Source organism: Herbidospora sakaeratensis (assembly GCF_001570525.1).
GTDB classification, from domain to species: domain Bacteria; phylum Actinomycetota; class Actinomycetes; order Streptosporangiales; family Streptosporangiaceae; genus Herbidospora; species Herbidospora sakaeratensis.
The window spans coordinates 254,981-279,453 of the sequence record NZ_BBXC01000010.1 but is presented as its reverse complement, the minus strand read 5'-3'; the positions used below and the strand labels follow the sequence as shown (position 1 = coordinate 279,453).

The 24,473-nt window shown below is 69.1% G+C and carries 24 protein-coding genes and 1 riboswitch; of the genes, 5 read left to right on the top strand and 19 right to left on the bottom strand.

Annotated features, from left to right (window positions below; all coding sequences use genetic code 11):
- Positions 1–43: 43 nt before the first annotated feature.
- Genes AW271_RS14540 through AW271_RS14530 form a run of 3 tightly spaced genes read right to left on the bottom strand, consistent with a single transcriptional unit; the run spans position 44 to position 2,236 of the window.
- Positions 44–631 (bottom strand): TetR/AcrR family transcriptional regulator, encoded by a 588-nt coding sequence (locus tag AW271_RS14540; RefSeq protein ID WP_062336978.1) that lies wholly within the window; start codon positions 629–631, stop codon positions 44–46.
- On the bottom strand, positions 628–1,368 hold the full coding sequence (locus AW271_RS14535) for a class I SAM-dependent methyltransferase (protein ID WP_062336976.1): 741 nt from the start codon (positions 1,366–1,368) through the stop codon (positions 628–630). Before AW271_RS14535 ends, AW271_RS14540 begins: the two co-directional genes overlap by 4 nt.
- A 13-nt stretch (positions 1,369–1,381) precedes the next feature.
- Positions 1,382–2,236, bottom strand: coding sequence for a sugar phosphate isomerase/epimerase family protein (locus AW271_RS14530; protein ID WP_245653056.1), 855 nt, complete (start codon positions 2,234–2,236; stop codon positions 1,382–1,384).
- 53 nt (positions 2,237–2,289) lie between these two features.
- Between AW271_RS14530 and AW271_RS14525 the strand changes: the two genes are divergently transcribed.
- The 3 genes from AW271_RS14525 to disA are packed head-to-tail and all read left to right on the top strand — an operon-like array spanning position 2,290 to position 5,599.
- Positions 2,290–2,988 (top strand): class I SAM-dependent methyltransferase, encoded by a 699-nt coding sequence (locus AW271_RS14525; RefSeq protein ID WP_062336971.1) that lies wholly within the window; start codon positions 2,290–2,292, stop codon positions 2,986–2,988.
- A 32-nt stretch (positions 2,989–3,020) separates the two neighbouring features.
- Positions 3,021–4,454 carry a DNA repair protein RadA gene (gene radA, locus AW271_RS14520; protein WP_062337527.1) on the top strand — a complete coding sequence of 478 codons (1,434 nt, stop codon included), beginning with the start codon at positions 3,021–3,023 and terminating at the stop codon, positions 4,452–4,454.
- A 59-nt stretch (positions 4,455–4,513) separates the two neighbouring features.
- A complete protein-coding gene (gene disA, locus AW271_RS14515) occupies positions 4,514–5,599 on the top strand; it encodes a DNA integrity scanning diadenylate cyclase DisA (protein ID WP_062336969.1) in 1,086 nt (361 codons plus the stop codon).
- A 128-nt stretch (positions 5,600–5,727) separates the two neighbouring features.
- Here disA and AW271_RS14510 read toward each other — a convergent pair whose 3' ends face one another.
- Entirely contained in the window at positions 5,728–6,399 is a 672-nt protein-coding gene (locus tag AW271_RS14510) for a hypothetical protein (protein WP_062336966.1), read from the bottom strand.
- A gap of 77 nt (positions 6,400–6,476) precedes the next feature.
- Here AW271_RS14510 and AW271_RS14505 point away from each other — a divergent pair, with 77 nt between their 5' ends.
- The gene (locus AW271_RS14505; RefSeq protein ID WP_062336963.1) at positions 6,477–7,343 is read left to right on the top strand and encodes an iron-sulfur binding domain-containing protein; all 867 of its coding nucleotides are present in this window, start codon (positions 6,477–6,479) and stop codon (positions 7,341–7,343) included.
- Between the two features lies 1 nt (position 7,344).
- Here AW271_RS14505 and AW271_RS14500 read toward each other — a convergent pair whose 3' ends face one another.
- The 8 genes from AW271_RS14500 to AW271_RS14465 all read right to left on the bottom strand — a co-directional run bounded on the left by AW271_RS14500 (position 7,345) and on the right by AW271_RS14465 (position 15,782).
- Positions 7,345–7,590, bottom strand: a complete 246-nt coding sequence (locus AW271_RS14500) for a hypothetical protein (RefSeq protein ID WP_062336959.1) — start codon at positions 7,588–7,590, stop codon at positions 7,345–7,347.
- Entirely contained in the window at positions 7,587–7,877 is a 291-nt protein-coding gene (locus AW271_RS14495) for a DUF6247 family protein (RefSeq protein ID WP_062336957.1), read from the bottom strand. Before AW271_RS14495 ends, AW271_RS14500 begins: the two co-directional genes overlap by 4 nt.
- A 27-nt stretch (positions 7,878–7,904) precedes the next feature.
- Positions 7,905–8,822 (bottom strand): TIM barrel protein, encoded by a 918-nt coding sequence (locus AW271_RS14490; RefSeq protein WP_062336954.1) that lies wholly within the window; start codon positions 8,820–8,822, stop codon positions 7,905–7,907.
- A gap of 286 nt (positions 8,823–9,108) precedes the next feature.
- The gene (locus AW271_RS14485) at positions 9,109–11,619 is read right to left on the bottom strand and encodes an ATP-dependent Clp protease ATP-binding subunit (protein WP_062336952.1); all 2,511 of its coding nucleotides are present in this window, start codon (positions 11,617–11,619) and stop codon (positions 9,109–9,111) included.
- A gap of 516 nt (positions 11,620–12,135) precedes the next feature.
- The gene (locus AW271_RS14480) at positions 12,136–12,477 is read right to left on the bottom strand and encodes a histone-like nucleoid-structuring protein Lsr2 (protein WP_062336950.1); all 342 of its coding nucleotides are present in this window, start codon (positions 12,475–12,477) and stop codon (positions 12,136–12,138) included.
- Between the two features lie 465 nt (positions 12,478–12,942).
- The gene (locus tag AW271_RS42845; protein WP_083976622.1) at positions 12,943–13,686 is read right to left on the bottom strand and encodes an RDD family protein; all 744 of its coding nucleotides are present in this window, start codon (positions 13,684–13,686) and stop codon (positions 12,943–12,945) included.
- Between the two features lie 187 nt (positions 13,687–13,873).
- On the bottom strand, positions 13,874–15,157 hold the full coding sequence (locus tag AW271_RS41245; protein ID WP_062336946.1) for an RDD family protein: 1,284 nt from the start codon (positions 15,155–15,157) through the stop codon (positions 13,874–13,876).
- Positions 15,158–15,272: 115 nt separating this feature from the next.
- Positions 15,273–15,782: an amino-acid N-acetyltransferase gene (locus AW271_RS14465; protein ID WP_062336944.1), complete on the bottom strand. Its 510-nt coding sequence runs from the start codon at positions 15,780–15,782 to the stop codon at positions 15,273–15,275.
- A gap of 177 nt (positions 15,783–15,959) precedes the next feature.
- Positions 15,960–16,109: riboswitch (cyclic di-AMP (ydaO/yuaA leader) on the top strand.
- A 2-nt stretch (positions 16,110–16,111) separates the two neighbouring features.
- On the opposite strand from AW271_RS14465, the gene AW271_RS14460 reads away from it, so the two are divergent.
- Positions 16,112–17,083 (top strand): C40 family peptidase, encoded by a 972-nt coding sequence (locus AW271_RS14460; protein WP_245653055.1) that lies wholly within the window; start codon positions 16,112–16,114, stop codon positions 17,081–17,083.
- Here the strand turns inward: AW271_RS14460 and AW271_RS14455 are convergent.
- The 7 genes from AW271_RS14455 to AW271_RS14425 all read right to left on the bottom strand — a co-directional run bounded on the left by AW271_RS14455 (position 17,080) and on the right by AW271_RS14425 (position 24,458).
- Positions 17,080–17,295: a LuxR C-terminal-related transcriptional regulator gene (locus tag AW271_RS14455; protein WP_030452964.1), complete on the bottom strand. Its 216-nt coding sequence runs from the start codon at positions 17,293–17,295 to the stop codon at positions 17,080–17,082. The two genes, AW271_RS14460 and AW271_RS14455, sit on opposite strands and share 4 nt — an antisense overlap.
- Before the next feature lie 169 nt (positions 17,296–17,464).
- The gene (gene lysX, locus AW271_RS14450; RefSeq protein WP_062337526.1) at positions 17,465–18,922 is read right to left on the bottom strand and encodes a bifunctional lysylphosphatidylglycerol synthetase/lysine--tRNA ligase LysX; all 1,458 of its coding nucleotides are present in this window, start codon (positions 18,920–18,922) and stop codon (positions 17,465–17,467) included.
- A 54-nt stretch (positions 18,923–18,976) separates the two neighbouring features.
- Positions 18,977–19,759, bottom strand: a complete 783-nt coding sequence (locus tag AW271_RS14445) for a type III pantothenate kinase (protein WP_062336940.1) — start codon at positions 19,757–19,759, stop codon at positions 18,977–18,979.
- 7 nt (positions 19,760–19,766) lie between these two features.
- The gene (locus AW271_RS14440) at positions 19,767–22,268 is read right to left on the bottom strand and encodes an L-aspartate oxidase (protein ID WP_062336938.1); all 2,502 of its coding nucleotides are present in this window, start codon (positions 22,266–22,268) and stop codon (positions 19,767–19,769) included.
- Between the two features lie 48 nt (positions 22,269–22,316).
- Positions 22,317–22,736, bottom strand: coding sequence for an aspartate 1-decarboxylase (panD, locus tag AW271_RS14435; RefSeq protein ID WP_062336936.1), 420 nt, complete (start codon positions 22,734–22,736; stop codon positions 22,317–22,319).
- Positions 22,737–22,746: 10 nt separating this feature from the next.
- On the bottom strand, positions 22,747–23,577 hold the full coding sequence (gene panC / locus AW271_RS14430) for a pantoate--beta-alanine ligase (RefSeq protein WP_062336932.1): 831 nt from the start codon (positions 23,575–23,577) through the stop codon (positions 22,747–22,749).
- Positions 23,568–24,458, bottom strand: a complete 891-nt coding sequence (locus tag AW271_RS14425) for a Rossmann-like and DUF2520 domain-containing protein (protein WP_062336929.1) — start codon at positions 24,456–24,458, stop codon at positions 23,568–23,570. The genes panC and AW271_RS14425 overlap by 10 nt, the downstream gene beginning before the upstream one ends.
- Positions 24,459–24,473 lie beyond the last annotated feature (15 nt).

The following is a 24,473-nucleotide window of genomic DNA, read 5'->3' as shown; positions in this document are numbered from 1 at the left end:
CACCATAATCAGACCCTAGAACAAACCTCTAGAAGGCGCTCCGTCAGGGGTCGACATACCGCTGCAACGTGGGCGCGAGCAGGGCGACCAGCTCATCGGGCGTCGCCGACGCGATCGGCTCGATCTTGACGATATACCGCAGCATCACCACGCCGATCATCTGCCCGAAGGCCGCCTCGATCCTGATCGGATCGACGCCCAGCCCCTGGGCGAGCCGCTGGAGCACCGCCTCGCCGAGGAACTCGCGCACCATCGTGGCCGCCTGCTCGTTCGACATCGCCGACCTGATCATCGCGATGATCGGCGCCCGCCGGTCTTCGTCGGAGGCCACCGTCAGGATGAACCTGATCAGCCGCTCCCCCATCTCCTCGCGGGGCCCGGCCAGGATCATCGGCACCGCCACGCTCGGCTCCACCGGGAACTGCATCGCCGCGACGAACAGGCCCTCCTTCGTGTCGAAGTAGTGGTGGACCAGGGCCGGGTCGACGTTCGCCTCCCGGGCGATGCCCCGGACCGTCGCCTTGTCGAACCCCTTCTCCGCGAAGACCCCCCGGGCCGCGGTGATGATCTCACCGCGGGTGTCGAGGGATCCGGGCCGTCTGCCGGGCCTGCGCCGCCGCTGTTCCGTCATCCGGCGGGCTCTTTCCGGCCGACCGCGAGGTAAACGCGCATCGGCACGACAAGATCACCACCAGGGCAGACACGCAGGAGTTCCGCCCGCTCGCGCTCGATCAGCTCGTCGGCCCGGGCCGGGTCGAGCCGGGCCATGTAGGAGTGGGAGCGCAGGTTGGTCAGGAACAGGTCGAGCCGCACGTGCCGCGTCCAGTGGATCCACCGGTCGCGGACGTCGAGCCCGCCGTCGGTCATCGCCCGCGCGATGGCCGGCAGGTCCCGGCCCTCGGGGCCGGTGTAGCCCGGCACGTCGGACAACCTGATCTGACACTCGGCCAGCCAGCCGGCCTTGCCGGTGTCGACGGAGTTCCACCATCCGGCGACGGCCCTGCGGCTGACCCGCTTGGCCTCCTCGATCGACCGCGCCGGGTCGAGCCAGTGCCACGCCTGGGCGTAGGTCACCAGATCGGCCGAGCCGTCGCGGAAGGGCAGCACGTTGCCGTCGGCCAGGACGGACGCGCCGTCGTGGTAGGCCAGCATGTGCCCGGCCAGATCGGCGGCGACCACCCGGGCGCCCCGCCGCTGCATGCCCCGGGAGGAGATGCCGGTCCCGGCGCCGACGTCGACCACGGTGGCGCCGTCGAGCGTCGTCTCGGACAGTTCGGACAGGGCGTCGTAGAGCGCGGCGGGGTATTCCGGTCGGGCCGCGTCGTACGCCTCGGCCACCCTGGGCGCGTCGAAGACCAGGTGACTCATGGGGTTGTAGCGCTCATTTCCTCGCGGACGAGGCGGCGAAGTTGAGCCGGGCGAAGGCCAGCGCCTCGGCCAGGTCGTCGATCCGCTCGGTGCGGGTCGCCGCTCTCCGCGTGTTGATCTCCAGCACGATCAGCCCACCATAGCCCGCGTTGGCGAGGCGCTCCAGCATCGGAGCGCAGGGCTGGTTGCCCCGTCCCGGAACGAGGTGTTCGTCCTTGTTCGTGGTGCCGACGCCGTCGGCCAGGTGGAGGTGGGCCAGCCGGTCGCCCAGCTTGGTGGCCATCTCCATGGCGTCGGATCCGGACACCGCCGTGTGGGACAGGTCGAGGGTGACATGGGGGAAGTCGTAGTCGAGGGGGTTCCAGTCGGGCGAATAGGGCACGACCTCGTTGCCCCGGGCCCGGAGGGGGAACATGTTCTCGACCGCGAAGACCACGTCGGTCTCGTCGCGCATGCGGGCCAGCCCGATCTCGAAGTCTCGGGCGTAGTCACGCTGCCAGCGGAAAGGGGGATGCACCACGACGGTGCCGGCGCCCAGCCGCTCGGCCGCGGCCTGCGCCTTGCGCAGCTTGAGCCACGGGTCCTTGCCCCACACGCGCTGGGTGACCAGCAGACAGGGCGCGTGGATCGCGAGGATGGGCAGCTCGTAGTGGTCGCGGAGACGCTGGAGCACGTCGACGTCCTGACTGACCGGATCCTGCCCGACCATGATCTCGACGCCGTCGTAACCCAGACGTGCCGCGAGCTCGAAGGCGTCGGGGGTTCGCTCGGGATAGACCGATGCGGTCGACAACGCGATCTTCGCATTCGGCACCCGGACGACCTCGCTCCTTCCGATATATGTACGCTCGCCACGGCTCTTGCTCACCATGCCAGCCTAAGCGGGCGTGTGTCCGGTCGAGGCGAACCTAGGGTTGCGTCATGGCCAGCATCGTCAAGGGCGCCGTGCCCAGCCCCAACATCTGGAACACCCCGCAGGTCTACGAGCTGGAGAACCACGCGGTCGACCCCGACCGGCGGGTCGAGTCGGCGATGCGCGCGCTCCGCCCGTGGACCGGCGCGACGGTCCTCGACATCGGCTGCGGCACCGGCTACCACCTGCCCGCCCTGGCTTCGGAGGCGTCGTCGGTGATCGGCGTCGAACCCCACGGCGACCTGGCCGCCCTGGCCCGCCGCCGCTGCGCCCGGGTGCCCAACGTGACCGTCCACACGGCGACCGCCCAGGAGATCCCCCTGCCCGACCACTCGGTCGACGTGGCGATGGCCCGCTGGGCCTACTTCTTCGGCCCCGGCTGCGAACCGGGCCTGGCGGAGCTGTCGAGGGTGCTGCGCAAGGGCGGCGCGGCCTTCGTCGTGGACCTCGACGCGACCCGAGGCTCTTTCGGACGCTGGTTCCAGGCGACGGTCCCGACCTACTCCCCGGAGGCCGTGGAGGCGTTCTGGGCCCGGCAGGGGTGGTCTCGGCAGGAGCTCGACCTGCGCATGGTCTTCGAACGCCGGGCCGACCTGGAAGCCGTCCTGAAGATCGAGTTCGCCCACACGGTCGCGAAGGCGGCCATCCGCGAGACGGAGGGGTTGGAGATCCCCTACCCGAACGTCCTGCGGTGGCGTCTTTTCTGAATCTGTCGGGGGCCGCCGGTAGCCTGCGGCTCGTGGCTAAAGCGACCAAGGTGTCCTATCGGTGCGGCGAGTGCGGCTGGGTGACCGTCAAGTGGGTCGGCCGGTGCGGGGAGTGCCAGGCGTGGGGCACGGTCGAGGAGGCCGGGGTCCGGGCCGGGGTGACCGAGGTCAAGGCCGGGGCGATCACCTCTCCGGCCATTCCGATCGGGCAGGTCAAGGCCGAGGTCGCCCATGCCAGGCCGACCGGGGTGGGCGAGCTCGACCGGGTGCTCGGGGGCGGGCTGGTGCCGGGCGCGGTGGTGCTGCTGGCCGGAGAGCCGGGCATCGGGAAGTCGACCCTGCTGCTGGAGGCCGCCGCCCACGCGGGGCGGCGCGAGACCGTGCTCTACGTGACCGGTGAGGAGTCCGCTTCCCAGGTCCGTATGCGGGCCGACCGCATCGGCGCCGTCGTCGACAACCTCTACCTGGCCGCCGAGACCGACCTGGGCGCCCTGGTCACCCACGTCGAACGGGTCAACCCACGGTTGCTGATCGTCGACTCGGTCCAGACCATCGGGTCGGCCGAGGCGACCGGGGTGCCGGGCGGGGTCACCCAGGTCCGCGAGGTGGCCGGGAACCTGGTCCGGCTGGCCAAGGAGCGCGGCATGGCGACCGTCCTGGTCGGCCACGTCACCAAAGACGGCTCGATCGCCGGGCCGCGCGTGCTCGAACACCTCGTCGACGTCGTGCTCCACTTCGAGGGCGACCGCAACTCGCGGCTGCGCATGGTCCGGGCGATCAAGAACAGGTTCGGCCCGATCGAGGAGGTCGGCTGCTTCGACCTCCACGAAAAGGGCATCACCGGCATCACCGACCCGAGCGGCCTGTTCGTCTCCCGCCACCCCGAGCCGGTCCCGGGCACCTGCGTGACCGTGACGATCGAGGGCACCCGCCCCATCCCCGCCGAACTCCAGGCGCTCGTCGGCCCCACCGAGGCCCCCCAGCCCCGGCGCACCTCCTCCGGCCTCGACTCCTACCGCGTCGCCATGGTGCTGGCCGTCATGGAACGCCGCCTCAACGCCAAGATCGGCCGCTGCGACGTCTTCACAGCCACCGTCGGCGGCATCCGCCTCACCGACCCGGCCGTCGACCTGGCCCTGATGCTCTCGGTCGTCAGCGCCGCCGGAGACAACCCGCTCCCGCAGGGGCTCATCGCGATGGGCGAGGTCGGCCTGGCCGGCGAGTTGCGCCCGGTCCGCGACGTCCGCCGCCGCCTGGCCGAGGCCGCCCGCCTGGGCTTCACCCGCGCCTTGGTCCCGGCCGGCTCGATGGAGGCCGTCACCCCGCCCCGTCTCGATCCGCCGCAGAGAAGCCGGCGCGGCGAGGTCGTCGCCGTCCGCGAACCGCTGCGAACCTCCACATTCGCCCCCGGCTTCACCGTCACCGAGGCCGAGAACGTCTGGGACGCTCTGACACACATCCGGTGAGGAGCCCGTTACGTCGGTAAACTGCGTAGTAGCCGTGTGAACCAGCGGGGGTCACTTACGTGCAAAACGACAAACAAGCCGACGAGCGCAGGCGCGCCGTCCTGGCGACGCTCGCCCCGGGAACCATGTTGCGCGACGGGCTCGAACGTATCCTCCGGGGCCACACCGGCGGTCTGATCGTGCTGGGCTACGACCCGACCGTCGAAGAGCTGTGCACCGGCGGGTTCCAGCTCAACGTCGAGTTCACCGCCACCGGCCTGCGCGAACTCGCCAAGATGGACGGCGCGATCGTGCTCGGCGAAGGTGATCACCGTATCGTCCGGGCGGCCGTCCACCTGGTCCCCGACCCCGGGGTGCCGACCGACGAGTCGGGCACCCGCCACCGCACCGCCCAGCGGGTCGCCCGCCAGACCGGCTACCCGGTCGTCGCGATCAGCAAATCCATGCGCATCATCGCCGTCTACCTCGACGGTGTCAGACACGTGCTCGAAGAGTCGGCCGCGATCCTGTCGAAGGCCAACCAGGCGCTGGCCACCCTCGAGCGTTACAAGCTGCGCCTCGACGAGGTCTCCGGCACCCTGTCGGCCCTGGAGATCGAAGATCTCGTGACCGTGCGTGACATGGTCGCGGCCGTGCAGCGGATGGAGATGGTCCGCCGCATCGCCCGCGAGATCGAGGGCTACGTGGTCGAACTCGGCACCGACGGCCGGCTGATCTCCCTGCAGCTCGACGAACTGGTGGCCGGGGTCGAAGACGACCGCGCCTTCATCGTCCGCGACTACCTGCCCGACGCCCTCGGCCCCAAGCAGCGCGGCTTCAGCGAAGCGCTTCGAGAGCTCGACGACCTGAGCTCGACCGACCTGCTCGACCTGTCGAAGGTCGCCGGCATCCTCGGCGCCACCGGCCCCGAGGCCCTCGACTCACCGGTGAGCCCCCGGGGCTTCCGCCTGCTGGCCCGGGTGCCCCGCCTCCCGGCCTCGATCGTCGACCGCCTGGTCGGCCACTTCGGCGGCCTGCAGAAACTCCTGGCCGCCAGCATCGTCGACCTGCAGATGGTCGGCGGGGTAGGCGAGACGAGAGCCCGCAGCGTCCGCGAGGGCCTGTCCCGCCTGGCCGAGTCGTCGATCCTGGAACGTTATGTGTGACCGCCACCGGAGATCGCGAGGGTGCGCCCGGGCCTGGACTGAGGAGCGCAGGAGAGCGAAGCGAACCGGAGCGACGAGGGAAGGCCCGGGCTGAAGGCACCCGAGCCGCCCTGCCGGAGGCGGGGCGATTATCTAAGGTGGAAGATGTTCTTCTTGCTGCGCAGGGTGCCTGCCCTGGCTGTCGCGATGTAGGTGCCCTTGCCCGCCACGCCTGACTTGGCGGTGCAGGAGTCGCCCGAGCGGTTGCGGTCCCACTCGATCGAGCGGACGTACGGGATGCCGCGCTTGAGCACCTGGCGGTCGACGCCCGAGCCGCTGACGCAGTCGGCGGTCGACCAGATGCGGGCCGGGCCCGAGGTGATGCGCATCTCCAGGGCCCGGGGGCCGACGTCCACCTTGCACGGGTTCTTGGCCGTGTTGACCACCGTCAGCATGAAGCCGGGGCGGTCGGCGCCCGTGTAGACCTCGCGACCGGCGGTCAGGTTGACGACCAGGTCCTTCGGGCGGCAGGTGCCGCTCTCGCGTTTCTCCGGCGCGCCCGATGGCGACGGGGAGGCCGAAGGCGAGGGCGTACCGGAAGGAGCAGTGCTCGGGGCGGGTGGTGAGGGCAGCGAGACGATCAACGCGTCGGACGCGCCCTTGGCGGGGGCGGCGCCGGCCAGCGGAGTGTCGGGGCCGCTCGTGAAGGCCCAGGCGATGACGGCCCCCACGACGAGCACGCCGGTCAGCACCAGCACTCGGCGCCGCCAGTAGACGTCCGGGCCCTCGACTACCTCACCACGGAAGGTGTCCGGATCCATACTCACAGTATTAATAGACCCAGTGGTCTCGGCGGACGCGCCTCGCCGGGGAGCGAGGTCAACTACAGTGCCGAAACGTGGCTCATCCGCTTCACTCCCCGATCCTCGACTGGTATGCCGAGCACAACCGCGACCTCCCCTGGCGCCGCCCCGAGGCGACCCCGTGGGGCATCCTGGTCAGCGAGATCATGCTCCAGCAGACGCCCGTGGTGCGCGTCCTGCCGATCTGGGAGGAGTGGATGGCCCGCTGGCCCACCCCCGAGGCCCTGGCCAAAGAGGTGCCGGGCGAGGCGGTGCGGCACTGGGGCCGCCTCGGCTACCCCCGGCGGGCGCTGAACCTGCACGCCTGCGCCAAGGCGATCACCGCGGACTTCGACGGTACGGTCCCCGCCACCTACGACGAACTCCGCACCCTCCCCGGCATCGGCGACTACACAGCGGCCGCCGTCGCCAGCTTCGCCTACGGGAAGAGCCACGCGGTCCTCGACACGAACGTCCGCCGCGTCCTGGCCCGCACGATCCGCGGCGAGGAGTATCCCCCCAAGGCCACGACCACCGCGGAGAAGCGCCTGGCCGAGACGCTGATCCCGCCCGTCGGCGCCCCCCGCTGGGCCGTGGCGGTCATGGAACTGGGCGCCCTGGTCTGCACGGCGCGCTCCCCCCGCTGCGCCGACTGCCCGGTCGCCTCGCGCTGCGCCTGGCTGCTGGCCGGAAAACCGGCCCACGACGGCCCGGAGCGCAAGGGCCAGACCTACGCCGGCACCGACCGCCAGTGCCGCGGCCGGTTGCTGGCCGTCCTCCGCGACGCACCGGGCCCGGTGGAGAAGGCGCTGTTGGACGCGGTGTGGGCGGATGCGGTCCAGCGAGAGCGCGCCCTCGACGGCCTGCTGGCCGACGGCCTGGCCGAACTGGTCGACGACGACCTCTACGCCCTGCCCGGCTGACCTATCCGGCCCAGGTGACGTTGAAGACGGTGATCAGCGCACGGCCCTCGTCGACCTTGAAGTACATGACGCCGAAATCGCCGAAGGTCGTCATCCGGTAATCGGAATCGTCTGGATAGAGGGCCCGGGCATCCCAGGGTTCCTTCAGCAGATCCGCCGTGCGCGAGATCAGGGCGTCGAGTGCCACCTCTGGTAGGCCCTGCATCTGGGATAAGGCCGACACGTGAAGGGTCACGCGATAGGTCATCGGCGGTCGGCCCACCCGGGGAAGACCTCGTCCATGGAGACGAACTCTTCGTCGCGGCCTTCGCGCACGGCCTGTTCGGCCTGGTCGAACATGGGGTCGGAGACCGCGATGGCGTGGAGCCGCCACACCCGCAGCAGTTCCCGGAGCTGCTGGTAGCGCCACACCTCGTGGGCCGCGTCCAAGGCCGCGTGATATTCGGTCATGAACTGCTCACGCCAGCGTTCCGGCAGCATCCGCATGATCTCGGCCGGGTCGTCATCGTGGTGATGCAGAGGCTCGGCGGACATGCGTTCAGGCTACCTGCCGCCCCCGGATCAGGCCGCGAGTTTGAGGCCCAGGGCCGTCAGGTTGCTGCGGGTCCAGTCGAGGTCGTCGGCCAAGCGGGCCACCAGGGCCGCCGGGCCCTTGGTCTTCGGGGCGACCCACTCGTGGGCCTCGACCTCGATGTGGGCGCTGCCGTGGACCGCGCCCGACAGGAGCGCGTTGAGCGTGTTGGGGATTTCGTCCATGTTGTTGTGGACGTGCCCCAGTTTGACCACAGGCGCTCCCGCCTGCGCCAGGCCCCTCAGGGCCTTCCCGGGTTCCTCCGCGCCGCCACAGGTCAAATGGCAGGCGTCCAGGCACACCCCAAGGTGTTCGGAGTCGATGCCGCACACCCGCTCCAGCGCCTGCTCGGTCGTCTCCAGGACGCAGCCGGGCCACGGCTCGAAGCCGACCCTGATGTGCTTGCCGGTCACGCTGTAGATGCCGCGCAGCTCGCGTGACAGGCGCTCCAGGCGGCGGGAGGCGATGGCGTGCAGGTCGGCGGGCCAGTCGCGGCGCCAGCCGATCGGGATCGTGGAGATCGAGCCGAACCGGACGTCTTCCGGCAGCAGGAAGGCGAGGATCTTGGCCAGCGACATCGTGTAGCGGTAGCGCTCCGGCTTGGCCCAGTCGGGGCCGGGCACCTCCTGGTGACGGCCGCCGGTGCCGTTGAGGCTCACCACCTCGAGACCGCGCTCCTCCAGCGACCGCCGGAGGCGGACCAGTTCGATGCGGTCGGAGACGAGGTGGTCGGCGACCGTGGGAGCCAGCCAGAGGCCGATGCCCAGGCGGTCGACGCCGAGCTTCTTCCGGACCGGCACGGCGTAGCGGGTCAGGTGGGCGATCAGGTTCTCCAGATCTTCCGCCGGGTGAACGCCCGCGTTGTAGGCCAGGTGGACGACGGTTCCGTCGTCATGGCGCAGCCGCATCGATGCCTCCAAAGGTCCGACCCAAATCCACCCATGTCAGTTGTCCTGATCGCATGGGCTTTGAGTCCCGGGACGCCGGGATTCCCGAGCATGCCGTCGTACGGCACTCCGGTGCGTCCACCCCGCAGTTGATTCGGAGGTACGCCTGCAGGAGGACGTCCCTTCGCTCTACGCAGTGTAGTACTACCTTTGGTGGTGCGGCCACGTCCCTTCACCCAGTTGTGACGTGAACGTAAAACAGCGGGCCGCCCCCGGAGGGACGACCCGCTGCTTGAAACGTCAGGCCCTACGCGCCCTTGGTGATCGCGTCGACGATCGCGGCGGCGCTGTCGGGAACACCTTCGGCCTTCGCCTCGCCGACGAAGGTGAACTTGGCGGCCTCGCCCTCACCCTCGACGTCGACCTTGACGACCTGGCCGGGACGCAGCTCCCCGTAGAGGATCTTCTCCGACAACGAGTCCTCCAGCTCACGCTGGATCGTGCGACGGAGCGGACGGGCGCCGAGCACCGGGTCGTAGCCTCGGTCGGCCAGCACCTGCTTGGCGGCCGGGGTGAGCTCGAGGCCCATGTCCCGGTCCTTCAGGCGGGCGTCGACCTGCGCCAGCATCAGGTCGACGATGCGGATGATCTCCGTCATCGTGAGCTGGTGGAAGACGACGGTGTCGTCGACACGGTTGAGGAACTCGGGCCGGAAGTGCTGCTTGAGCTCCTCCTGGACCTTCGCCTTCATCCGGTCGTAGTTGCCCTCGACGTCGTTGTTCTTGGCGAACCCGACCCCGATGCCCTTGCTGATGTCACGGGTGCCCAGGTTGGTGGTCATGATGATGACCGTGTTCTTGAAGTCGACCACCCGGCCCTGGGCGTCGGTCAGGCGACCGTCCTCCAGGATCTGCAGCAGGCTGTTGAAGATGTCGGGGTGGGCCTTCTCGATCTCGTCGAACAGCACCACCGAGAACGGCTTGCGCCGCACCTTCTCGGTCAGCTGACCGCCCTCTTCGTAACCGACGTAACCGGGAGGCGAGCCGAACAGCCGGGAGACGGTGTGCTTCTCCATGAACTCCGACATGTCCAGCATGATCAGCGCGTCCTCGTCCCCGAACAGGAACTCGGCGAGCGCCTTCGAAAGCTCGGTCTTACCGACACCCGAAGGGCCGGCGAAGATGAACGAGCCGCCAGGACGGCGCGGGTCCTTCAGGCCGGCGCGGGTACGCCGGATCGCCCGCGACAGACCCTTGATGGCGTCGTCCTGGCCGATGATGCGCTTGTGGAGCTCGTCCTCCATGCGCAGCAGGCGCTGGGACTCCTCCTCGGTCAGCTTGAAGACCGGGATGCCGGTGGCGGTCGCGAGCACCTCGGCGATGAGCTCCTCGGTGACCTCGGCCACGACGTCCATGTCGCCGGCCTTCCACTCCTTCTCGCGGCGCTCGCGCTTGAGCATGAGCTGCTTCTCGGAGTCGCGGAGGGCGGCGGCCTTCTCGAAGTCCTGCGCGTCGATCGCCGATTCCTTGTCACGGCGCACGACGGCGATCTTCTCGTCGTACTCACGGAGGTCCGGGGGCGCGGTCATGCGGCGGATGCGCATGCGTGAGCCGGCCTCGTCGATCAGGTCGATCGCCTTGTCGGGCAGGAACCGGTCGGAGATGTACCGGTCGGCCAGCGTGGCCGCCGCGACGAGAGCGCCGTCGGTGATCGACACGCGGTGGTGGGCCTCGTAGCGGTCGCGCAGACCCTTGAGGATCTCGATCGTGTGGCTGAGGCTGGGCTCGGCGACCTGGATCGGCTGGAAACGACGCTCCAGAGCGGCGTCCTTCTCCAGGTGCTTGCGGTACTCGTCGAGCGTGGTCGCACCGATGGTCTGCAGCTCGCCACGGGCCAGCATGGGCTTGAGGATGCTGGCGGCGTCGATCGCGCCCTCGGCCGCGCCCGCACCCACCAGGGTGTGCAGCTCGTCGATGAACAGGATGATGTCGCCGCGGGTGCGGATCTCCTTGAGCACCTTCTTCAGGCGCTCCTCGAAGTCACCGCGGTAACGCGAACCCGCCACCAGGGCGCCCAGGTCGAGGGTGTAGAGCTGCTTGTCCTTCAGCGTCTCGGGCACCTCGCCCTTGACGATCTTCTGGGACAGGCCCTCGACGACGGCGGTCTTGCCGACGCCGGGCTCACCCACCAGGACGGGGTTGTTCTTGGTGCGGCGGGACAGCACCTGCATGACCCGCTCGATCTCCTTCTCGCGCCCGATCACCGGGTCGAGCTTGCCCTCGCGAGCGGCCTGCGTGAGGTTGCGGCCGAACTGGTCGAGCACAAGGGAGGTGGACGGCGCGGCTTCCTGGGGGCCGCCCGCGGCCGCCGGCTCCTTGCCCTGATAGCCGTGCAGCAACTGGATCACCTGCTGGCGGACCCGGTTGAGGTCGGCGCCCAGCTTCACCAGAACCTGAGCGGCGACACCCTCGCCCTCACGGATCAGGCCCAGCAGGATGTGCTCGGTCCCGATGTAGTTGTGACCGAGCTGCAACGCCTCACGCAACGACAGCTCAAGGACCTTCTTGGCACGCGGCGTGAAGGGAATGTGCCCGGACGGGGCAGACTGGCCCTGGCCGATGATCTCCTCGACCTGCTGGCGCACCCCCTCAAGGCTGATCCCCAGGCTCTCGAGAGCCTTGGCCGCCACACCTTCACCCTCATGGATCAGACCAAGAAGAATGTGCTCCGTACCGATGTAGTTGTGGTTGAGCATCCGGGCCTCTTCTTGGGCCAGGACGACCACCCGCCGCGCACGGTCGGTGAACCTCTCGAACATTCGTCGCTCCTCACGAGCGGTCGGGCGGACCGGGAGTTCCGGCTCCGTCGTTCCGCATGCCAGCCCCGGCACGGAGAACAGTCAAGTCTATTGGAGTAGGCGTTCCCCGGGCGCAGGGCGTTCACCCTCCATCCAACTACTGCCGGAGGGTGCGGTGTTCCCGATACGCCGCAAGCGAACGACGTTTATGTGGACACACAAAACGATCGTGCGATCATCCCGATGGCCGCGACATCCCCTCGACTTCAGGACACCCGGCGACCGGTATAACCGCACGATCGCTTCTTTGAGGCAGATTCCCAGCACGAGCCCCGGCCGGCCTGAGCCCGTCCGCGTCCCGTGTGTATTGGGCAGACCCGGCAGGCCGACGGCCGTCCGCGTCTCGTGTCTTTTCGACAGATTCCCTGGCGCGAGCCACGGCAGGCCGACGGCCGTCCGCGTCTCCTGTCTATTGGGCAGATTCCCTCGCGCGAGCCACGGTCGGCCTTCGGCCGTCCGCGTCTCGCTTGGCCCCACTTAGTGAGCCGCTTCGTAGGCCTCCACGATCGAGGCGGCAATGCGTCCGCGCTCGCTCACGGGGTGGTTGTTCGCCTTCGCCCACGCGCGGATCTCGGCGCTCTTCTCGCGAGTCATCGCGCGCTGCGAGCTACCGCCGCCACGACGACGTCCACGTGAAGGAGCCGATTCCGCACGGCGGGCACCGTTGACGAAAGGCAGGACCGCTTCGCGGAGCTTCTTGGCGTTCGAGTCGCTGAGGTCAATCTCATATGACGTGCCGTCAAGCGCGAAGGTGACAGTCTCATTGGCCTCGCCGCCATCGAGATCGTCGATGAGAATCACCTGCGTGTGCTTGGCCATCCGGCAATCCTTTCGCAGAGCAAAGTTTGATTCGTCAGCCAAACATATACCCGGTTTCCGCCGCTGACAATTCAGGATTCCCAGGAGGCGTTCAGGTTCAGGCGTTGTCGGAAGTCTTCTCGTCCGGTTCGCGCCTTCCACGGAGCCCCGCCGCATCAGAACGCAGCAACTTTACGACGCCGTAGACGACCGCGGCGCCGACTACGAGAGGCGGTATGAGGGCGGACAATACCTCTGACATTCGACCTCACTCCTTCCCTGGGAAAACGCCGGGAACCCCTATGAAATCGGGGCTTTCGTGTCAGATGGTGCACGGAGACGTCCCCGACGATAGCGGAGTCCGTGACCGGTGGGTCGCGCGGGGTGGTCAGGCCGCTTACCCGATGCTTATGAATCGTACCGATGAAAAGCGAGAGGGGCGGTCGCCAGGCGACCGCCCCTCTGTTTGGAACGCTTCCGGAGGCCTCAGAGCTTGACCACCACGGTGCCGGCGACCTTGTCGTGAATCGCCTGCTGCAGGGGCTTGTCCCACAGCGGGAACAGCACGTTGACCAGGCTGAAGAGCCCGGCGATGAAGTTGAGGACCAGGTTGAACGACAGCAGCTGCGGGCCCCACAGGACGCCGATGCGCTTGATGGCGCTTTCGGTGTCGACGCCGCCCTGAGCGGGGTGGCCGAGCTTAACGATCCGGATCTTCATAACCTTCTTGCCGATTGTCTGACCGTCGCGCGAGATCTGGAAGAACTCGTACGCGCCGTACAGCAGGAAGGAGACGACCGCCTGGATCAGAAGCCCGACGAACGAAACCGTGGGGATCTCGAAGGCAATGCCGCCGATGTCCGAGGTCGTCGTCGTGGTGAACGCGCCGGAGATCAGGTTGCCGATAAGGAGGTAGACGACGACGCCCAGGATTACCCCGTCGATGAGACGGGCGACCAAACGCTGCCACCACTCGGCGAGAGGCGCCGGAACTCCCGGAGGAAGAGGCGCGCCCTGCGGCGTGCCATAAGCGGGGGCGGCGCCATAACCCTGGGGCGCACCATATCCACCCTGGGGCGGGTAACCGCCCTGAGGGGGGTATCCGCCACCCTGCTGCGGCGGCGGGTAACCGCCCTGCGGCGGGTAACCCTGGGGCGGGGGGTAACCGCCTTGCTGGGGCGGCGGGACGGAACCATATGGGTTCTGACCGGGGGGCGGTTCCGGGTGCATTGGTTACCTCTCGTCACTTCTAAGTGGGGACATGAGTGTTCATGGTCCCAAGGCACGCTAGCACCAACCGCATACCGCTTTAGGAACTTATTTCGGATAGAACGGACCGAACACGCTGTGTACATGAAACGGGGCCGATGGCGCGATCCATCGACCCCGGGCACCGTTTGTCCGGTGCGCTATGTCACTACTTGACCTTGACGACGATCGTATTCGCCACCTTGTCGTGAAGCGCCTGCTGCAAGGGCTTGTCCCAGAGCAGCCACAGAACGTTCAGGAGCGAGAACAGGCCCGCCACAAGGTTGATGATGGGGCCCACCACCGGAACAATCGCCAACGCGCGGATGAACTGCGGGCCGTACATGACGGCGGCGCGCTTGCCGGCGGTCTCGACGGAAAGTCCGGGAGCCGAGAGGTCGCCGCCCACCGGAATGACGCGGATTCCCATCACGATCTTTCCGAGGGTCTGGCCGCGCGACTTCAGCATGAAGAACTCGTACGCGAACCAGGCCGTGGCGCTCACGAGCGTGATGAGGATCGTCGCGAGAGTGAAGCCGCTGGGTTCGATCGACGTCAGGTCGTCGGGGTTGATCGACCCCTGCGTGACCACCAGAGCGGTGATCGCGAATGAGAGAACGAAGAAGACCACGCCGATGATGAGGCCGTCGACGATGCGGGCCACGAGCCGCTGCCACCAGTCGGCCAGCGGAGCCGGCACGCCCGGGGGAAGGGCCTGGGCCGGGTAGCCGGGGTTGTAGGCGGGGGCGGCGTACTGCTGCTGGCCGTAGCTGCCCTGGGGCTGGCCAGGGTAGCCGGGCTGCTGCTGGTAGGACGGGGCCTGCTGCTGGCCGTATCCCTGCTGCGACTGCTGCTGGCCGTAGCCGCCCTGCTGGGGCTGCTGGCCGTAACCGGGCTGCTGGCCGTATCCCTGCTGAGGCTGCTGTCCGTAGCCGGGCTGCTGGGACTGCTGCTGCCCGTAACCCGGCTGCTGCCCATAAGCGGGCTGCTGTCCGTAGCCGGGCTGCTGGCCGTAGCCGGGCTGCTGTCCGTAGCCGCCCTGCTGAGGCTGCTGGCCGTAGCCAGGCTGCTGCCCATAACCGGGCTGCTGGCCGTAGCCAGGCTGCTGGCCATATCCCTGCTGCGGCTGCTGCTGCCCGTAGCCGGGCTCCTGCCCGTAACCGGCCTGCTGCCCGTAACCGGCTTCCTGCCCATATCCCTGCTGCGGCTGGCCGTAGCCCTGCTGCTGCCCGTAACCGGGCTGCTGTCCGTAGCCCTGCTGGCCCTGCTGCTGCCCCTGCTGGGCGTAGGGGTCGTAGCCCTGCTGCTGCTGGCCGTAGACGGGCTGCTGGCCGGTCCCCCCGGTGGGGTTACGGCTCACGATCGTCATGTCCGGGTCATAGTCCTGCGCGGGCTTGTCCTGGCCTTGCTGCCCGTCACGGTCGTCCGGGCGGTATGGCGGCTGAGCGCTCACCGTGTCACCTCACTTCGAGTACGCATGCGGTACACGTGAGACACGCACGCTTGACATAGCCAAAAGTATCGATAGCCGGATCTACAGTCACCTTCCCGGCCCGTTATGACCACCGTCAAGCACGCGGTTCCAAGTGCAGGATCATGCGTGTATTGCCCAAAGTGTTGGGTTTCACATGTTCAAGATCGAGGAATTCCGCCACACCTTCGTCGTAGGAGGCGAGCAGTTCGGCGTACACCTCGGGAGAGACGGGGGTGCCGTTGATCTCGCGGAAGCCGTGGCGTTCGAAGAACGGGACCTCGAAGGTGAGGCAGAAGACGCGGCGCACGCCGAGTTCGCGGGCGGTCGCGATGAGGGCCCCGACGATCTCGTGGCCGATGCCCATGCCGCGGCAGGCGGGGTCGACCGCGACGGTGCGGATCTCGGCCAGGTCCTCCCACAACACGTGCAGCGCGCCGCAGCCCACGACCGCGCCGTCGAGCTCGGCCACCCAGAATTCCTGGACGTCCTCATAGAGCGTGACGGTGCTCTTCATGAGCAGGCGGGGACCCGACCCGGAGTAGGAGTCGACGAACCGGCGGATCGCCCGGACGTCGGGGGTACGCGCACGGCGGACCTTGACCATGCAAGGACCTTAACGGCCCAGCACAAAACGACGAAGCCTCCGGTCCCACGTGGCGACCGAAACCCCCGTGGTCACCTGCGTTACAGTGGTCTCTTGCGTGATCTGTCCGTGATTGTTCGGTTGTCGAACCTAGACAGAAATCGCAGTTCCGGTTGAGCACGAACATGACGTGCACTAATGTCCAGGCGGCCGAGTCCTCCGCCTGAGGCGGGGAGCCGGGGACCCACCCGGGCCGCCTCCGCGCGGCCCGATGGGGTGAATCCGCAAGGTAGGGCTGCTTCCGTCCGAACCCGTCAGCTAACCCGGCAGGCCCTCTGGAAGGAGCATGGTTGTTTCGTCGAACCGTCCGCAGGGTCGTGTTCGTGGGCTCGGCGCTGGCCCTCATCACCATCTGCGCCCCGGTGGTCTCCGCCACCGCCGACCCCGAGCCCACGCTGAAAGAGCTCACCGCCGAGGTCGAGAAGCTGCACGAGGAGATCGAGTCGCTCACCGAGCAGTACAACGGTGAGCGCATCAGGCTCGACGAGGCCAAGCGCTCGGCCGCGACGGCCAAGAAGACGCTCGACACGAGCGAGACCGATCTGGAGGCCCGTCGCAAGCGCGCGATGGTGTTCGCCACCAACGCCTACATGACGGGCGGCGCCAGCGGGATCGCGTTGATGAACGCCCCCAACCCCGACGCCTACATGGACGTCGCCTCGACCACCTACGCGCTGCAGTTGCAGAGCGGCGAGGAGGTCGTCCAGCTCACCAAGGCGCGCCAGGCCGCGCAGCGGGCCCGCGTCAGCGCCAAGGCCCGGCAGGACGAGGTGAGCAAGCTCATCAAGAGCCTCGACAAGCGCGAGACCTCGATCCGCGGCCTGATCAAGAAGACCGAGAGCGAACTCTACTCCCAGGTCGCCGGCCAGGTGTCGGTGGCGAAGCGGCTCAGCCTGCCGGTCGTCGGCGACGGCAAGGCCGCCCAGGCGGTCAGGTGGGCGCTCACCCAGCAGCTCAAGCCGTACGTGTGGGGCGCCGAAGGACCCAACTCCTACGACTGCTCGGGCCTGATCATGGCGGCCTACGCCACGGTCGGCATCAGCATCCCCCACTACACCGGCAGCCAGTGGACGTCGGGCACGCACGTCTCACGCGAGGACATGCGCCCGGGCGACCTGGTGTTCTTCTACAACGACCTGCACCATGTGGGCCTCTACATCGGCGGGGGCTACATGATCCACGCTCCCCGCACGGGTGACGTCGTGCGGGTCGCGGCGATCGGCAACAGGCCGTTCGCGGGAGCCGTTCGGATCGCCGACTAAATCAAACGCCGTCGGGCCGCCCATGCGACGGCCTCGATGGCGGTGGCGACGCCGATGCGGTCGCAGATGCCGCGCAGCCGACGACGCACCGTCCGGCCGCTGACATCAAGGCTCCGCCCGACACGGTCGACGGTCACGCCCTTGGCCAGTTCGGCCAGCAGCAGCAACTCGTCGTCGGTCAGGCCGACGCGCTCGGTCTCGGAAACTGACATCGTGAGCCCCTCTCCCACGACGGATGATTCTCGCCACCCCTCAGGGAAGGTAAACGTCGGGGAGAAAGGACGTCAAGCAGCGGTATTGACACGCTCAGCCGTATGTGAACGCCTAGTAACACAAGGCCCCCACGTTCTGTGGGGGCCTCACCTGCTGCTAAACGGGAACTCAATGGCTGGGGCGCACCAGCGGGAACAGAATTGTTTCGCGAATGTTTTTTCCGGTGAACGCCATGATCATGCGGTCGATGCCCGCTCCCATACCGCCTGTGGGGGGCATCGCGTACTCCAGGGCCTGCAGGAAGTCCTCGTCGAGCTGCATCGCCTCGGCGTCGCCGCCGGCCGCCAGGATCGACTGCTCGGTGAGGCGGCGGCGCTGCTCGATCGGGTCGACCAGCTCCGAGTAGGCGGTGCCGAGTTCGGTGCCGAAGCCGATCAGATCCCACTTCTCGGTCAGCAGCGGATTCTCCCGGTGCTGACGGGTCAGCGGCGAGGTCTCCAGCGGATAGTCCATCACGAACGTGGGCTGGACGAGGGTGTGCTCGACGAGCGCCTCGAAGACCTCCTGCACGAGCTTGCCCTGGCCCCATTTCGGGTCCCAGTGGATCTCGCGGCCGTCGGCCAGCTTCCGCAGGGTCTCCAGCGGCGTCGCGGTGGTGATCTCCTCACCGAGGGCCTCGGAGACCGAGCCGTAGAGGGTGATGCGCGGCCACTCGGCCAGGCCGAGGTCGACCTCGTGGTCGCCGTGGCGGACGACGCTGGTGCCGAGCGCGGCCACGACGGCCTTCTGGTACATGCGCTGGGTCAGGTCGGCCATGTCGTTGTAGTCGAGGTAGGTGCCGTAGGCCTCGAGCATGGTGAACTCGGGGTTGTGGGTCGAGTCGGCGCCCTCGTTGCGGAAGTTGCGGTTGATCTCGAAGACCTTCTCGATGCCGCCGACGACCAGCCGCTTGAGGTAGAGCTCGATCGCGATGCGAAGGTAGAGCTCCATGTCGTAGGCGTTGATGTGGGTCTTGAACGGCCGGGCCGCCGCGCCGCCGTGGATCGGCTGGAGCATCGGCGTCTCGACCTCGAGGTAGCCCTCTTCGTGCCAGAAGTCGCGCACCGCGCGCACGGTGGCGCTGCGGATGTGGGCCATCTTGCGGGCCTCGTCGTTGACGATGAGGTCGACGTAGCGCAGCCGGACGCGGGCCTCGGGGTCGCTGAGCCCGGCGTGCTTCTCGGGCAGCGGGCGCAGGCACTTGGCGGTGATGGCCCACGAGTCGGCCATGATCGACAACTCGCCGCGCTTGGAGGTGATGACCTCGCCGGTGATGCCGACGTGGTCGCCCAGGTCGACGTCGCGCTTCCAGGCCGCCAGCGCGTCTTCGCCGAGCTTGTCGAGCGACAACATGATCTGGAGGTCGCCGGAGCCGTCGCGGATGGTCGCGAAGCAGAGTTTGCCGCCGATCCGGGAGAGCATCACGCGGCCGGCCACGCCGACGGTGTCGCCCGTCGCGGCACCCGGCTCGAGGTCGGTGTATTTCTCGCGGACCTCCGCGTTGGTCGCGGTCCGCGGGTAGTTCACCGGATAGGGATCGACGCCTTCGGAGACCAGGCGGTCCAGCTTTTCGCGGCGGACGCGCATCTGCTCCGGAAGCTCGTTCAGCTCTTCGCTCACGGCACTACAGATTAGCGGCGTTTAGGCGGTGTTTCGGGCGTAGACCAGCCGCAGGCCGATGAGGGTGAGCCAGGGTTCGTGTACGTCGATCGTCCGCGCCTCGCTGACGACCAGCGGCGCGCCGGGGCCGGTCGCGACCACGGTCACCTCGTCGGGGTCGGCGGCGAGCTCGGCGGTCATGCGGTCGACGATGCCGTCGACCAGGCCGGCGAAGCCGTAGATGATGCCCGACTGGAGGGCCTCGACGGTGTTCTTGGCGATCACCGAGCGGGGCCGGATGAGCTCGACCTTGTGGAGCTGGGCGCCCGCCTCGGCCAGCGCGTCGACGCTGATCTCCAGGCCGGGGGCGGTCACCGCGCCGACGTACTCGCCCCGGGCGGAGACGGCGTCGAACGAGGTCGCGGTGCCGAAGTCGACGACCACGCAGGGGCCGCCGAACAGGCTGATGGCGGCCAGCGCGTTGACGATGCGGTCGCTGCCGACCTCTTTCGGGTTGTCCATCCGCACGGGCACCCCCGTGCGGACGCCGGGCTCCACGACCACCGAGGTCACGTCGCCGTAGTAGCGGCGGGACATCTCGCGCATCTCGTTGAGGACCGAGGGCACGGTCGAGCAGATCGAGATGCCCGAGATGTCGGTGTTCTTAAGGATGGCCGACTGGGCCAGCAACCCCTGGAGGATCACCGCGAGCTCGTCGGCGGTCCGCCGGGCGTCGGTGGCGATGCGCCAGTGCTCGATGACCTCTTCACCCTCGAACAGGCCAAGCACCGTGTGGGTGTTGCTGACGTCGATGGTGAGGAGCATGCCCCGATTATGCACCACGAAGATCTAGTGCAATATCGAGCGCGGGGGACGAATGGGTCAGCGCTCCGACGGCCAGGAAGTCGACCCCGGTCTCGGCCACCGCCCGCGCGGTGTCGAGGGTGAGACCGCCGCTCGACTCCAGCCGGGCACGGCCCGCGACCAGCTCCACGGCCTCCTTGAGCTGCGGCACGGTGAAGTTGTCGAGCAGGATCTCCTCGGCGCCCTCGGCCAGCACCGGCTCGATCTGGTCGATGCGGTCGACCTCGACCTCGATCAGGATGTCGGGGTAGGCCTTGCGCACCGCGCGGAAGGCCTCGGCGACCCCGCCGGCGGCCACCACGTGGTTGTCCTTGATCAGGGCGGCGTCGTAGAGGCCGATGCGGTGGTTGACGCCGCCGCCGCAGCGGACGGCGTACTTCTCCAGGGAGCGCAGGCCCGGGTGGGTCTTGCGGGTGTCTCGCACCCGGGCGCCGGTGCCGTCGATCGCCCTGACCCACTGGGCGGTCGCCGTGGCGACGCCCGACAGGTGGGTGAGCAGGTTCAGCGCGGTGCGCTCGACCGTGAGCAGCTCCCGGGTCTCGCCCTTGACGGTCATCAGCACGTCGCCGTACGACACCTGGTCGCCGTCCTTGACGCGGAGTTCGACCTCCAGGCCGGCGTGGCGGAACGCGGCGGCGGCGACCGGCAGGCCCGCGACCACGCCGGAGCGGCGGGCCACGATGTCGCCGACGGCCTTCTGACCGGCCGGGATGGTGGCCGCCGAGGTGACGTCCTCGCCGGTCGACAGGTCTTCGCGGAAGGCCGTCTCGATGAGGGTGTGGATCTCGGCCGGGTCGAGCCCGGCGGCCAGCAGGTCGGCGTCGGCGCTGACGTGCGGAACGTGCTCCATGACCAGTTCGCCCTTCTCGGTGAGCGTGATGTCGAGGTGGCCGAGCCACGCGTCGTCACGGCGGTCGGGGAAGTCCTCCCGCCAGTGGGAGCCCCGCGTCTCCTGCCGGGCCGCGGCGGCCCATGTCAGGGCGGTGGCCACGGTGTGCAGGTTGGTCGCCTCCCACGCCTCCAGACAGGGCTCGACGGCGATCGGGGTCCACTGCGCGTCGCGCAGGGCTCTGGCGACCCCCGAGAGGCTCTCCACGCTGCGCAGTACCCCGGCGCCGCGGCTCATGAACGCCTGGACCCGGCCGCGTGTGCGCGGGTCGACGAGACCACTGTCTCCTTCGGCGACGTCGGGTCCCGGCACCGCGCGGGGGGTGATCAGGTCGGAGGCGATGCGTTCGGCGTACACGAGCCCTTCGAGCAGGGAGTTCGACGCCAGCCGGTTCGCGCCGTGCACGCCGGTGCACGCGGTCTCGCCGCAGGCGTAGAGGCCCGGGACGCTGGTGCGCCCGAACAGGTCGGTGCGCACGCCGCCGCTGGCGTAGTGGGCCGCCGGGGCGACCGGGATCGGCTCGGTGACCGGGTCGATGCCGTGCTCGCGGCAGACCGCGAGGATCGTCGGGAACCGGGCCCGCCACTTCTCCTCGCCGAAGCTCCGCGCGTCGAGGTAGACGTGGTCGTCGCCGGTCTCGGCCATCCGCCGCATGATCGCCTTGGCCACGACGTCGCGGGGGGCCAGGTCCTTGAGCTCGTGGACGCCGGCCATGAAGCGCTCGCCGGTGGAGTCGATCAGCACCGCGCCCTCGCCCCTGACCGCCTCGCTGACCAGCGGCTGCTGCCCGGTCGACTCGTGGCCGAGCCACAGGACCGTCGGGTGGAACTGGACGAACTCCAGGTCGCGCACCACCGCCCCCGCGCGCAGCGCCAGCGCCACCCCGTCGCCGGTGGAGACCAGGGGGTTGGTCGTGGAGGCGTACACCTGGCCCATGCCGCCGCTCGCCAGGACCACCGCGCCCGCCCTGACCGCGCCCACGCCGTCGCGGGCGCCCTCGCCCATCACGTGGAGGGTGATGCCGCAGGCCCGGCCCTGCGCGTCGGTGAGCAGGTCGAGCACCAGCGCGTGTTCGATGATCTCGATGCGCGGCTCGTGGGTGGCCGCCTCGATGAGGGCCCGCTGGACCTCCGCGCCGGTGGCGTCGCCGCCCGCGTGCACGATGCGGTTGCGCCGGTGGCCGCCCTCGCGGGTCAGCTGGAGCTCGCCGCGGTCGTCGCGGTCGAAGCGGGCGCCGTGCTCCATCAGGCGCTTGAGCGCGTCGGGGCCCTCGGTGACCAGGACCCGGACCGCCTCCTCGTCGCAGAGCCCGGCCCCGGCCAGCAGGGTGTCGCTCAGGTGCTCGTCAGGGGTGTCGCCGGGGGCCAGCACGGCGGCGATGCCGCCCTGGGCCCACTGGGTCGATCCGGCCGACAGGACGTCTTTGGTGACGACGAGCACGCGACCGGCCGGGGTGAGCTCGGTGTAGCGCAGCGCCACGGTCAGGCCCGCGATCCCGGAGCCGACCACGACCACGTCGGCGGACGTCGTCCAGCCGGGCGGCGGCGCGGTCAGTCTGCGGGGGAGGGAGGTGTCGGTCATCGCGAGCCCCTTTCGTCAATATGACGATAACGCCCGCGACGGAGGGGCTCATCCCCGGGTGGCCACTTGGTCGCCCCTTTCAAGGCCGGGAAGCGAAGAATCGGCCAAATCAGTGCCCAGCTCGACGATGCGGTTGTCGCGGTCGACATGCACGACCTTCGGCCGGAACACCCGCGCCTCGGCGTCGGTGAGCTGCCCGTACGCGATGACGATCACCAGATCGCCCGGCGCGACCAGGCGGGCGGCGGCCCCGTTGATGCCGATGATCCCCGAGCCCCGGGGGCCCGGGATGGTGTACGTCACAAGCCGCGCCCCGTTGTCGATGTCGACCACGTGGACCTGCTCACCGGCCAGCAGGCCGGCCGCGTCCAGCAGGTCTTCGTCGACCGTCAGCGACCCCACGTAGTGGAGGTCGGCCTGGGTCACCGTGGCCCGGTGGATCTTGGCCGTGAGCATGGTCCTGAGCATCGGAATCCCTTCACAGATTCACTACGACGTTGTCGATCAGGCGGGTCGTCCCGACCTTGGCCGCCACCGCGAGGATCGCCTCCCCCCGGTGGCCCGCGGGGACCTCGTCGAACGTGGCGGGGTCGGCCAGCGTCAGGTAGTCGAGCAGCAGCGGGGGCTTGAGCCGGGCGGCCTCTTCGAGCACCGCCTTGGCGGCCTCCTTGGCCCGGTGGGGACTGGCCGCCCCGGCCCGCAGGGCCTTGGACAGGTAGAGCGCGGTGGCCCGGTCGTCGGCCGACAGGTAGCGGTTGCGGCTCGACAGGGCCAGGCCGTCGGGTTCTCGTACGGTCTGACCGGCCACGATCGTCACGGGCACGTCGAGGTCGGCGACCATCCGGCGGATCAGGGCGAGCTGCTGGGCGTCCTTCTGGCCGAAGACGGCCACGTCGGGCCGGGTCAGGTTGAACAGCTTCAGCACCACCGTAAGCACGCCGTCGAAGTGCCCCGGCCGGAACGCGCCCTCGGCGACCGTGCCCATCGCCCCGGCCGACACCGAGACCTGCCGGTCGGGCAGGTACATGTCGTCGACGGCGGGCGCGAACACCACGCTCACGCCCTCTTCGCCGCACACTTCGAGATCGTGCTCGAAGGTACGCGGATAACGCCCGAAGTCCTCGCCCGGCCCGAACTGGAGCGGGTTGACGAAGACGCTGACGATCACGTGGTCGGCCTGCTCGTGGGCCAGCCGGATCAGTGACCGGTGGCCCTCGTGCAGCGCGCCCATCGTGGGCACCAGCGCGTAGGAGCCGGGCCGGCGCGCGTCGGCGAGCTCCGCGCGGTTCCCGGCGACCGTCAGGTCCATATGTTGCCTCCCAGCGCGTCGAGGAGCCGTTCGGCCGCCTCGGGCTTCAACAGGCCCGCGGCCAGGGCGCGGTCGGCCGTCAGCCGGGCCAGCGCGATGTACGCGTCGGCCGCCTCGGGCGCCGCCAGGATCAGGGCGTCGACGTGTTTGCGCACGGTCTCTGCGTCGCCCCGGACGACCGGCCCGGTCAGCCCGTTGATCCCCAGCCGCAGCACGTTGTCGAGCGCGGCCCCGAGCAGCGGCCCCAGCATCCGGCCGGGGTGCTCCACCCCGATGTGCGACAGCAGGTCCTGCGACTCGGCGATCAGGGTGACCATGTGGTTGGCCGCCCCCGCGACGGCCGCGTGGTAGAGCGGGCGGTCGCGGTCGTTGATCCAGACCGGCTCGCCGCCCATCTCGATCACCAGCGCCTCGGCCACCGGCCGCAGCTGCTCGGGCGCGGTCACCCCGAAGGTGCAGCCGTTGAGCCGGCCGAAGTCGTCGCCGCGCCCGGTGAAGGTCATCACGGGGTGGAGCGCCAGCGGCAGCGCCCCCACGTCGGTCGCGGGCTGCAGGACGCCCAGGCCGTAGGCCCCGCTGGCGTGCATCAGCAGCTTGCCCCGCAGGTCGGCGCCGGTGGCCGCGAGCCCGGAGACCAGGCCGGGCAGCACGTCGTCGGGCACCGTCAGCAGGATCAGTTCGGCTCTGCGCATGACCTCGTCGGGCCTGCTCAGGTCGACGCCCAGCAGGTCGTTCGCCCGTCGCTGCGACGCGTCGGAGACCCCGCTGGCGGCCACCACCCGGTGTCCCGCCTGGGCCAAAGCGGCACCGAGAACGGAACCCACCCGTCCGGCTCCGAGCACCCCCACGCTGAGCCGCGCGGGGCGATCGCTTGTGTCCATGCCGTCCTCCCGACC

Bases quoted from the DNA above. Each gene is read 5' to 3' on its own strand.
- AW271_RS14480 (WP_062336950.1), bottom strand. From the start codon at position 12,477: ATGGCCAAGCACACGCAGGTGATTCTCATCGACGATCTCGATGGCGGC.
- panD (WP_062336936.1), bottom strand. From the start codon at position 22,736: ATGCTCAGGACCATGCTCACGGCCAAGATCCACCGGGCCACGGTGACC.
- AW271_RS14445 (WP_062336940.1), bottom strand. From the start codon at position 19,759: ATGCTCCTCACCATCGACGTCAGCAACACCCACACGGTGCTTGGCCTG.
- AW271_RS42845 (WP_083976622.1), bottom strand. From the start codon at position 13,686: ATGCACCCGGAACCGCCCCCCGGTCAGAACCCATATGGTTCCGTCCCG.
- AW271_RS14455 (WP_030452964.1), bottom strand. From the start codon at position 17,295: ATGTCAGTTTCCGAGACCGAGCGCGTCGGCCTGACCGACGACGAGTTG.
- AW271_RS14490 (WP_062336954.1), bottom strand. From the start codon at position 8,822: ATGCGGCTGCGCCATGACGACGGAACCGTCGTCCACCTGGCCTACAAC.
- AW271_RS14540 (WP_062336978.1), bottom strand. From the start codon at position 631: ATGACGGAACAGCGGCGGCGCAGGCCCGGCAGACGGCCCGGATCCCTC.
- AW271_RS14425 (WP_062336929.1), bottom strand. From the start codon at position 24,458: ATGGACACAAGCGATCGCCCCGCGCGGCTCAGCGTGGGGGTGCTCGGA.
- lysX (WP_062337526.1), bottom strand. From the start codon at position 18,922: ATGCGCGTCCGCCGCGAAAAGCTGGACCGCCTGGTCTCCGAAGGCGTC.
- AW271_RS14535 (WP_062336976.1), bottom strand. From the start codon at position 1,368: ATGAGTCACCTGGTCTTCGACGCGCCCAGGGTGGCCGAGGCGTACGAC.
- AW271_RS14495 (WP_062336957.1), bottom strand. From the start codon at position 7,877: ATGTCCGCCGAGCCTCTGCATCACCACGATGACGACCCGGCCGAGATC.
- AW271_RS14500 (WP_062336959.1), bottom strand. From the start codon at position 7,590: ATGACCTATCGCGTGACCCTTCACGTGTCGGCCTTATCCCAGATGCAG.
- AW271_RS14485 (WP_062336952.1), bottom strand. From the start codon at position 11,619: ATGTTCGAGAGGTTCACCGACCGTGCGCGGCGGGTGGTCGTCCTGGCC.
- AW271_RS14440 (WP_062336938.1), bottom strand. From the start codon at position 22,268: ATGACCGACACCTCCCTCCCCCGCAGACTGACCGCGCCGCCGCCCGGC.
- panC (WP_062336932.1), bottom strand. From the start codon at position 23,577: ATGGACCTGACGGTCGCCGGGAACCGCGCGGAGCTCGCCGACGCGCGC.
- AW271_RS14525 (WP_062336971.1), top strand. From the start codon at position 2,290: ATGGCCAGCATCGTCAAGGGCGCCGTGCCCAGCCCCAACATCTGGAAC.
- AW271_RS14510 (WP_062336966.1), bottom strand. From the start codon at position 6,399: ATGGATCCGGACACCTTCCGTGGTGAGGTAGTCGAGGGCCCGGACGTC.
- AW271_RS14465 (WP_062336944.1), bottom strand. From the start codon at position 15,782: ATGGTCAAGGTCCGCCGTGCGCGTACCCCCGACGTCCGGGCGATCCGC.